Raw genomic sequence first — 10,681 nt, 5'->3', positions numbered from 1 at the left:
CAGAGTTATGGATAATTACCATTGTACCAGTATTTATACCAATATATGGTTTCTGATGTCACCCAGATTTTGGGGGTCAAACTGTTTATACATGATCAACACCTTAGTATATATTATGATAATTACTATGAACGGCAAAGCCTTACCTATTTTAGATATGGAATTTGAGTACCCTAATGATCCTGTACCCCTGAATTCACCCTTTTATATTGATCACCCGTCTATTGAAGAACTAGCCTACCGAGAAATACAGAAACCGGGAAGTGTGATCCGTATTCGTGCGCCTAGGAAAATGGGTAAAAGTTCTCTGTTGCAAAGAATCTTGTCTTATGGTAAACAGAATAATTATTATATAGTCAACTTAGATTTAAGACAAACTGAAGCCTCAATTTTATCAGATCTGAAACGTTTTTTGCGGTGGTTTTGTGCTAATGTCGGTCATTTCCTAAATTTACCATCTAGGTTAGATGACTATTGGGATGAAGATATCGGCAGTAAAGTTAGCTGTACAATTTATCTAAAATACTTGCTAAATTTAATCGACTCACCTCTGATTATAACCATTAATGAAGTTAACTATCTGTTTGAGTATCCCCAAGTGGCGGGGGAGTTTTTGCCGATGTTGCGCTCCTGGCATGAGGAAGCCAAGCAATCGGAAGAAATGCAAAAATTGCGATTAGTTATGGTACATTCAACGGAGGTTTATATTCCCCTAAAATTAAATCAATCTCCCTTTAATGTAGGACTCCCGATCCGACTGCCATTTTTCACACAAGAACAGGTGAAAGATTTAGCTAAACGTCATGGGATAGAGGATACTGATGGCAATTTAGTCACGTCATTAATGGATATGGTGGGAGGTCATCCCTACTTAGTTAGGTTAGCTTTATATCATCTGGTAGTCACCCCAGATAATGATAAAAAAAGCATAAGCGATCGCCTCCAAAAAATTATCAGCGAAGCCTATACTCAAGGGGGGATTTATCATCAACATTTGTGCGAACAATTAGCGATTCTTAAAGACCAAGCAGAACTATTACAAATTTTACAGTTGATTGTGATGTCTAATGACGGGATAATAGTCGAACCCATTGCAGCTTATAAATTGGAGAGTTTGGGGTTAGTCAGGCTAGAAGGAAATCAAGCGATCGCCAGTTGTCAACTCTATCGCCAGTATTTTAAATACTTGTATGAACAGGGAATATTTAATGAATATTCTCGCCTGCATCAATTAGAAGCCATGAATCAGGAACTTGAGAAACTCGCCAATATAGATGATTTAACCCAAGTCTCCAATCGTCGTTTTCTGTTTTCCTATTTAGAAAAACAATGGCAAAAACATAGTTATACAGGGGAAGTTATTTCGATAATTTTGTGTGATATTGACTGCTTTAAGCTGTATAATGATACTTATGGACATATTGCGGGGGATAAGTGCTTGCAAAAAGTCGCGAAAGTTCTCCAATCTAGTCTTCATCGTTCCACGGATATAGTAGCGCGTTATGGGGGGGAAGAATTAGCGATTATTTTACCAGAAACCACCTCAACGCTGGCTGTAAATTTAGCCAAAACCATTGGCCAAAATATTAAACTCTTGAATATAGTGCATAAAAATTCCTTATGTGCGGATAAAATTATTACCCTGAGTATGGGAGTAGCTAGTATAATTCCCCAAACCCACATCAACCACTTTTACTTAATGCAAGCGGCTGATGAAGCACTATATCAATCCAAAAATCAAGGACGCGATCGCATAACTGCTAAGGATCTAACTATCACCCTTTAGTCACCATTCCCGATCACCAGACTTTCCAGGTTCTTCCTGGCTTTGTAGTATGAATACATCTATTTATCAAGTTGGTGGAAGTTTACCCACACATCATATTAGTTATGTAGAGCGAGATTCAGATTATCAACTTTATCAGGCTTTAAAAGGGGGGGAATTTTGTTATATTTTCAATGCGCGCCAGATGGGTAAATCATCTTTAATGGTGCGGACTATGCACCGCTTACAACAAGATAAAATTATCTGTATCAGCCTAGATATGACTCAAGTAGGAGGGGAAATTATCAACCCTCAACAATGGTATAAGGGAGTTATTGTCAACCTGTGGCTGAGTTTAAAATTAAGAAATCAATTTGATTATAAACAATGGTGGAAAGACCATGATGATTTATCGTTAGTTCAGCGCCTAGAACAGTTTATTGACCAGGGAGTTTTAGCGAATATTTCCTGTCAAAAAATAGTGATTTTTATTGATGAAATCGACAATTTATTAAGCCTGAATTTTCCCACCGATGATTTCTTTGCGTTTATTCGCTTTTGCTATAATCAAAGGGCGACTAACCCCGAATATAATCGCCTGACATTTGCCTTGTTAGGAGTAGCAACTCCGGGGGATTTAATTCGCGATCGCACTCGCACCCCTTTTAATATTGGTACAGCCATAAAACTGTCAGGATTTACCCCAGAAGAAGCCGAACCCTTAGCCCAAGGTTTAGAGGCTAAATTTGGTTGTGGAAAAACCCTAATTAGAGAAATTATAAAATGGACAGACGGACAACCATTTCTCACGCAAAAAATATGTAAATTAATGATGAATATAGTCCCCCAAAACGAAGCCCAGGACATCTTAAAAGGATTAGAGGGATTTTGGGTCGAGTCTATTGTCTATCGGTACATTATCGACCGTTGGGAATCTCAAGACGAACCGGAACATCTGCGAACTATTCGTAATCGTATCCTCTATAATCAGCGATTTGTCGGACGCTTACTGAGTATCTATCAACAGGTATTAGATAATCATCATATCAAGGCTGATGATAGTCGAGAACAAATAGAACTATTGTTATCAGGATTAGTCCTAGAAGAACAGGGCAATATCCGAGTCAAAAACCGCATATATCAAGCTATCTTTAATCGTGAATGGGTGCGAGAGCAATTAATGGTGTTAAGGCCGTATTCTCAAGCATTTGAAGCCTGGATAAAATCAGGAAAAACCGATGTTTCTCGTTTATTAAGAGGTCAGGCTTTACAGGAAGCCCAACATTGGTCTCATCATAAAAGCCTCAGTGATGACGACTACCAATTTTTGTCAGCTTCCACAGAATTAGATGCTTTAGAAATCAAAAAAGCCCTAGAAGCCGAGCGCGCCAAAACCATCGAATTGCAACTGGTATCCCAGCAGAAAACATCCCGACTGCAAAGATTACTGTTAGGGGCAGTTAGTGCAGGTTTTGCGATTACATTAATTCTAGGTTTGGCGACATTTTGGCAATATCGACAAGCGAAACTTAGCGAAATTCAAGCCCTCACGCAATCCTCGGAAGCCTTCCTCGCCCTCAACCGTCCTTTAGAGGCACTTTTACAAGCAATTAAAGCCAAAAAATCTCTGAATAAGCTGTGGTGGTCTAATGCAGAAATCCAGGCAAAAGTTGAGTCTGTGCTATCACAAACGGCTTATAGTATTCAAGAGTTTAACCGCTTTTCAGGACATAGGGGTTCCATTTATAATATTAGTTTCAGTCCTGATGGCAGATTAATTGCTTCTGTGGGTCAGGATAAAACGGTGAAACTGTGGCAGCCAGATGGTGAACTTTTGGCTAATATAAGCAGCTTTGAAGATGAAACGATCGCCATTAATTTCAGCCCGGATAATCACCTAATAGCGGTTGGTGTCCGGGATGGAAATGTGCAAGTTTGGAATGTTAAGCAAACTCCCCCCACCCTCGAATATTCCTGGAATGCACATCAACAACCCGTGATGTCCGTCGTCTTTAGTTTTGATGGTGAATTGATCGCCTCAGTTAGTCTTGATGGTAGTGCCAAACTGTGGAAAATCAACGGAGAATTACTCACCACCCTTAGCAATGATGGAATCCCACGGCGGGCGATCGCCTATAGTCCTAATGGTGAAATGATCGCCCTTGGTGGAGAATCGGGAATTATCGAACTTTTTAACTCCGATGGTTCCCTCTTAAAAACCCTGCCAAATCATCAAGGGGAAGTGATGGCGATCGCCTTTAGTCCCGACTCTGATCACCTAGTTTCAGCTAGTCGCGATCGCACCATAAAAATCACCAATACCCAGGGAGAAATCCGGCAAAGCATCGAAAGCCATGATGATGAAGTTTGGGATATTGCCTTTAGTCCCGACGGCAAATTGATCGCCTCTGGGAGTCGTGACCAAACCGTGCGATTGTGGAAAAAAAGCCCCATAGATCAACTTTACTATCCCCGGGAAGTATTTCGCGGTCACGAAGGCGAAGTTGATGCTGTCTCCTTTAGTCCCGATAGCCAAACCCTAGTTTCTGGGTCTTGGGATCGGACTTTACGACTGTGGAAAATCGATCATCCCCTGATGACAAACTTTCAGGCTCATGAGGGAGAAATTTGGGATATTGTGTTTAATGCCACCTCTGGGGTCATGGCTTCTGCTTCTAGTGACCAAACCATCAAGTTATGGGACTTCATGGGAAACCCCCTAGCCACCTTGACAGGTCATATCACCAGAGTCAACCAACTCGCCTTTAGTCCCAATGGTAAATGGTTAGCCTCGAGTTCCCATGATGGTACTGTGAAACTATGGAACTTGGCATCAAATTCAGTCCACCGTACCCTCACCGACCATCAAGCCAGTGTTTGGGGGCTGCAATTTACCCCAGATAGCCAAAAACTGGTGACAGCGAGTTGGGATAATACCCTAAAAATGTGGGACGAATATGGCAATATTTCCCAGGTTTTCACCGGACATATCGGGGCGGTTTGGGGGGTTGATATTCGTTCCGATGGTGAGATGATGGTGTCTAGTTCCCATGATAATAGCCTCAAACTCTGGAGTTTAGATGGTAGATCCCATTCTCGGCTAAATAGCCATCAAGATGGGGTCTGGTCTGTGTTGTTTAGCCCTGATGGTGATCTGATCGCCTCTGGAAGTCGCGATCGCACCGTCAAATTATGGCTGTGGAACCCCACCACACAAACCTATAACCTTTACCAGACCCTATCCGGTCATCAGGGTACAGTCATTCAAGTAACCTTTAGCAATAATGGACAATATCTGGCTTCTGCTAGTGACGATCAAACCGTCAGAGTCTGGAGTCGCTATGGTGATAGCTTAGTTCATTTGGGGGGAAACTGTGGCATGGTCAGAACCGTAGAATTTAGCCCCGATGACCAAATTCTGGCTAATGGGGGGGGTAATGGCACCATCACATTATGGCAAATTGACAAGATTTTAGGTCTCAATACCCTAGAATATGCCTGTGGTTGGATAGGGGATTATTTACGCACCAACAAGAAGTTAGAAAAAAGCGATCGCCGTCTTTGTGAATTTTAGGGAAACAATAACTATGGATCTGCCTTCCTTTTTGTGGTTATGGAAAATCGCCGCCTGGTCTATGGGTCTTTCCATCACCGCTTATCTGATCTTAGCAATGACAGGGGGTTGGATGTTCACCTGTAGCCAGCAAAACGCTTCCCGTCCTCTGTGGTTGCGACCCCTTCATTATGCGATCGGCATGATTATGGTGGTTTTAGTTCTATTATTGTTAGCTGTGGGCATCATCGGAACTATTGGTCACTATGGGAACCTAGGACACTCTGTACATCTTCCGGCTGGTTTGACCGTCGTGGCTTTAGTCTTGCTTTCCGCCTGGAGTGCCCACCAAATTAACCCAGAAAAATCTTGGGCGCGATCGCTTCACATTACCATCAATGTTATTCTATTCTTTAGTTTTGCGATCGTCTCCCTCAGCGGTTGGGTCGTCGTTCAAAAATATCTGCCCTAATTTAACCTGCCCGAAAACTTAATCTGACTTAATCATGAACGGCAACAGTTTTAAACACCTGTGGTTTTCTATGATGGTTCTCCAGATCATGGCGACAATATTACCATCAACAGCGATCGCCAACCCAGACCTCCCCACCTCAGACACCTGGGAACAACTCCAACGTTACAGCCAGGAAGGCAAAAAAAAGCCCCAACAATCTCAAGTTACCTCCGTTTCCCAACTTAGCGACGTTCAACCCACAGACTGGGCTTTTCAAGCCTTACAATCTCTAGTAGAAAGATTTGGCTGTATAGCAGGTTATCCCGACGGAACCTTTCGCGGAAATAGGGCCTTAAGTCGCTATGAATTTGCCGCCGGAGTCAATACTTGTCTCGATCGCATTTCAGAAATCATCGCCGCCGAAACTAGCGATCGTATGACCCAAGGAGAATTACTCGCCGTTAAACGTCTCCAGGAAGAATTTGCCGCCGAATTAAGCCTATTACGACAGGACATTCGCCGCATAGATACCCGTCTCGACCAAATCGAGAATAATCAGTTTTCCCTCACTACTCAACTGCGAGGGGAGGCAATTTTCGCCCTAACTGATGCTTTTGGAGAAGACACCGGAACCGATCAAACCGTATTCCAAAATCGCATTCGTCTCGACTTTAACACCAGTTTTACCGGACGAGATTTGTTATTGACCCGCCTACAAAGTGGTAACGCCTCCAGCTTTAACCGAGGAGTTATCGGGGAGGGAACCCAAACCTTTAACATTGTCGGTGATACAGAAAATCAAGTTCAGCTAGAACGCCTATTCTATCAATTTCCCGTCAGCGATCGTCTTTATTTCATCCTCGCCGCCAAAGGAGTTACCTGGGATGATTTTGTTCCTACCCTCAACCCCTATATTGATGACTACGACGGCGGAAAAGGCAGTTTAAGCGCCTTTGGTCAACGTAACCCCATCTACCGACTCGGGGGAGGCGCTGGAATTGGTATCAATTATGAATTTCGCGATCACAGTTTAACCAGCATCTTCGGTCCCACATCCCTATCTGTCGGATATCTCACCCCCACCGCCACCAATTCACAACCATCACAAGGCTTATTTAACGGCGATTTTTCCATTTTGGCACAATTGACTGTTACCCCCACAGATAACCTACAATTTGCCCTAACTTATAACCATAGTTACTTTACCCCCGGAAACTTTGGCTTTGATAATGGTCAGAACAATGGCCCCGTTTTTAATCGCACCACCGGAGAAGTTAACCGCAATGCCTTTAACGGCTACACTGGTACTGGCATAGCTAATTCCCTGCTGGGATTAACCAACGGACTTAACCCCCTAGGGGTCGCCACAGGCGTTTCTAGTCATTCTTATGGCTTACAATTATCTTGGCGTGTTCACCCTCAAGTTATCCTCGGAGGTTGGGGAGGATATACCGCCGCTAGGGCTATAGGTGTCGCTGATGGGCAAATTTGGAACTATGCTATCACTGTGGCATTACCTGATTTATTCCATGAAGGCAGTTTAGGCGGTGTGATCATTGGTCGGGAACCATATCTGGCTAATCTTGATGCTTCAGGAAGGTTGGGGCGTACCCTTCCCAATGACTCATCCTGGCATTTTGAGGGGTTTTATCGTTATCAGTTAAATGATTATCTTTCCATTACTCCAGGTATCATTTGGATTACTAATCCTAATCAAAGCGATCGACATCAAGACCTCGTAATTGGCACGATCAGAACTACCTTTACATTCTAGTACCCATCCGCTAGACCCCTTAACCACTGCCTCACATCTAAAACTGCCTTGATCAATTTTATCAATTATGGGAAAATTCACAATATCTTAACACTTACCACCTAGCCTAATCGTAGCTCGCCTATTCGTCTCTGAATTACACCAGGTTTATCCAATGTCCCCAATTTTTGATGCCATACCCCCAACCTATTCCGACATCATTTTGTGCTACTATCAAAATGCCACCACTAAATTAGAAATTATCCGAATTTCTAATATCCCCGGATGGTACTTTGAACACATTCTCTTTCCCGGAGAACGCTTACTTTTTGAAGCAGTTACCGAAGCGAAACTTGAGATTTATCGAGGCGATCGCGTAAAGCCAAACCTCGCACAAGTAGTCCCCTGTATAAATTTAGCCACCAAAGAAAATCAAATAGCAGAACCCCATTTAGTCCTTGGCTGCGGTTAATAATCCATAAGCCAGCAGTGTTTACGGGTGCGATCGCAACGTAGGGGCGCGCCTCCGCAGTTAGTCACATTATTACCAAACCCGCCCTCTCTCCCCCAAAGTTCAAGAAACCCGGTTTCCAACCAATTATTAATTATTAATTATTAATTGTATCCGGGTTTCTAACCAACTATTAATTATTAATTATTAATTATTAATTATTAAATATGCGTCTTCCCTTTCCTCAGTTTGAGATCAACAACCGTCACCATAACCACTTTGCCGAGGTGATCGAAACATCAACCTCCGAGTTTTTAGCCCAGTGTTTAGAACCAGAAGACCTCAGTTTTCCAGTAATGCCCCCCTTTGGTAGTTGGGTAACAGCAATTGATGAGGAGTCCAATAATCGCGTCTATGGCGTAGTTTACCACGCCACCACCAGCCCCATTGACTCCGTACATAGAGCCAGGGCTTTAGGCTTATCCCTGGAAGAATTGCGGGAACAGCAGCCCCAAATTTTCGCCATGTTGAAAACAGAATTTAAGGCTGCTATTGTCGGCTTTGAGAAAACCTCCGGGGGGCTAAATGGTTCCACACCACAACGGGGACAGATTTACCAATATATCCCCCCCCGACCTCCCCAAATTCATCAAGCTGTGTATCGGTGTGAGTCGGAGGACATAGTTTATTTTAGCGAAAGCCTGGATTTTTTAGCCAGCTTACTACAAGTGATGAATGCCCCGGTAGACTCTTTAGTGGCAGCAACTATCCGGGAAATATATCATAAGCGAAATTGCGATCGCAGTTGGTTAATTGAAGCCGGACGGTCTATTAGTGTCCTGCTCAAAGATGATTACGATCGCCTGCGAATGATTTTAAAACAAATTCACCCCTAATAGTATGAGAATTAATTTAATATCGAATTTGTAATGTCACCGAAGCCCTAACCTCTTGTTCCCCTCCAATAACAGGGGTTGAAGCCTCTGGGGCGCTGGCTAAAGCGTCCGATCGCATCATCGGTCTAGGAACAGGGCTGCTGATATGATTGATCTGAATATTGACAATTTCCCGGCGGTTCAAGTTCAAGGTATCTAACACAGTATCAGCCTGTTGCTGGGCTTGTTGAGTCGCCAACTGTAGGGCTTGTTTGTGGGCGGCAGTCAGATCAGCATCAGCAGCCACAAAACTAATACCATCAATGCGAGTAGCGCCAGCATTTACCGCCTGATCAAGTAAGTTCCCAACCTCCTCCGTTTTGAGGCGAAACGTCACGCTATTGGTCGCGCTATAGCCGATTAACTCTCGTTGGTTATTGCGATGGTTATAGTTGGGGTTGAGGCGAATTCCCGCCGTTTCCAACTTTTCAACATTGCGCGATCGCAGTAATTCTACCACCGCTGATGTACGTCTAGCCGCTTCTTGCTGAACCTCTTGGGCTGTTCTCCCTTGAACTTCCACCCCAAGCTGTACCTGAGTTAACGTCGTGGGAATAGTCACGATACCTTCACCACTGACCGTTAATGTTCTCGCCATTTGTTCCTGGGCGACCACCGGAGGGACAAAAGGAAGACTGATAAACCCCAAACCCAAGGATAAAGCAGCGATCGCCCCCCAGGGGTTGATAGAATTACGAGATAAGCGGGTTGTATTCATGATGGTATTTCTCCCCTGAATTATAGGCTGGATAAATGTGTCAAAGTTTGCTAACCCCAAAAATCGCATAACTTCCAGGCTGCTATAGCCAAGATGTTCAGCAACCGTCTATCTGTTTCATCCTATCAGTTCTTGATTCAGGACATATCAATAAACATGGGATTTCCTTTATCATGGCTTTTCCATAGCCCACTAGGTAGCACCAAATCACCAGTGAAACCCCAGCCGCCAAAATTCGACAAAGGTTCTCATCGACCATTATGCGCTCGGATGAGAGAAAACCCAAATGTCATCAACCAGTTTATTAACCGTCTACTCTTACATCCCTATAAAAAAATCAGTCTTTTATCTCCTGTAACTCTAGCTGAATAAGGATTCTAGGGCTTCACTTCTAGGAGACCGCCAATCTTATTAATCCTGTCTAAGTTGGGATAGTATCACCTAGGATTCAGAAATCACATAATCACCCTCGTAGATTCTAATTGTAGAGTCAAATTCGAGTGATGCTTATCTCACAATTAGTCAGCCTAGCCCTGCTAACTGTTTTACCTCCCTTGAGTTTAATGGCTTCTAAGCCAGCCTGGGCAGATTACATTAGAGCAAATCCCCAAAATGTCTTTATTATTAGCGTCGAAAATGCCACTCATAATATCAATGAAGCACCGGTTATCACTGATTTTGATTGGTTTCATGGGGATAAAATTGGTTTGACTGGTGGCTTAACAGAAGAGGACTTAGATTATCAATTACTCATTGATTTTAACAATGATGGATTTGCCAACGATACAGTCATCCGTCTGCGGGAAACTCAGGAAATTTTGGGGGTGGTAATCAATGCCGATGATTTTGTCTTAGATGGTGAATTTATCCCCGTCTCATCATACCAGATTAAGTCCTGCATGAAACAGGACAACATCCTTAATTGCAACTTTAACTTTCCTCAGATTAGGGAATAATGACAGGTAGACACTTAAAACCCCTCTCTTTCTTGGGGAGAGGGGTCAGGGGTGGGGACAAAAGAAACCCAGTTTCTAAGTAACCCTCCACTGGGG

The 10,681-nt window shown here is 43.3% G+C and carries 8 protein-coding genes; 7 read left to right on the top strand and 1 reads right to left on the bottom strand.

Annotated features, from left to right (window positions below):
- Positions 1-91 precede the first annotated feature (91 nt).
- The 6 genes from XZ46_RS15970 to XZ46_RS15945 all read left to right on the top strand — a co-directional run bounded on the left by XZ46_RS15970 (position 92) and on the right by XZ46_RS15945 (position 8,872).
- Positions 92-1,786 (top strand): AAA-like domain-containing protein, encoded by a 1,695-nt coding sequence (locus XZ46_RS15970; protein WP_006668213.1) that lies wholly within the window; start codon positions 92-94, stop codon positions 1,784-1,786.
- Positions 1,787-1,835: 49 nt separating this feature from the next.
- A complete protein-coding gene (locus XZ46_RS15965) occupies positions 1,836-5,339 on the top strand; it encodes a WD40 domain-containing protein (protein WP_008052251.1) in 3,504 nt (1,167 codons plus the stop codon).
- A 13-nt stretch (positions 5,340-5,352) separates the two neighbouring features.
- Positions 5,353-5,790: a DUF4079 domain-containing protein gene (locus tag XZ46_RS15960; protein WP_006624874.1), complete on the top strand. Its 438-nt coding sequence runs from the start codon at positions 5,353-5,355 to the stop codon at positions 5,788-5,790.
- 34 nt (positions 5,791-5,824) lie between these two features.
- Positions 5,825-7,546, top strand: a complete 1,722-nt coding sequence (locus tag XZ46_RS15955; RefSeq protein WP_008052250.1) for an iron uptake porin — start codon at positions 5,825-5,827, stop codon at positions 7,544-7,546.
- A 154-nt stretch (positions 7,547-7,700) separates the two neighbouring features.
- On the top strand, positions 7,701-7,997 hold the full coding sequence (locus XZ46_RS15950; RefSeq protein ID WP_008052249.1) for a DUF1830 domain-containing protein: 297 nt from the start codon (positions 7,701-7,703) through the stop codon (positions 7,995-7,997).
- A 206-nt stretch (positions 7,998-8,203) separates the two neighbouring features.
- On the top strand, positions 8,204-8,872 hold the full coding sequence (locus XZ46_RS15945; protein WP_006624877.1) for an HAS-barrel domain-containing protein: 669 nt from the start codon (positions 8,204-8,206) through the stop codon (positions 8,870-8,872).
- A 16-nt stretch (positions 8,873-8,888) separates the two neighbouring features.
- On the opposite strand, the gene XZ46_RS15940 is transcribed toward XZ46_RS15945, so the two are convergent.
- Positions 8,889-9,698, bottom strand: coding sequence for an SIMPL domain-containing protein (locus tag XZ46_RS15940; protein WP_006624878.1), 810 nt, complete (start codon positions 9,696-9,698; stop codon positions 8,889-8,891).
- Positions 9,699-10,132: 434 nt separating this feature from the next.
- Between XZ46_RS15940 and XZ46_RS15935 the strand changes: the two genes are divergently transcribed.
- A complete protein-coding gene (locus XZ46_RS15935; RefSeq protein WP_008052246.1) occupies positions 10,133-10,585 on the top strand; it encodes a hypothetical protein in 453 nt (150 codons plus the stop codon).
- Positions 10,586-10,681 lie beyond the last annotated feature (96 nt).

The organism is Limnospira indica PCC 8005, assembly GCF_000973065.1.
Classification (GTDB): domain Bacteria; phylum Cyanobacteriota; class Cyanobacteriia; order Cyanobacteriales; family Microcoleaceae; genus Limnospira; species Limnospira fusiformis.
The sequence above is the reverse complement of the archived record's forward strand: the minus strand, read 5'-3'. Positions and strand labels throughout refer to the sequence as shown.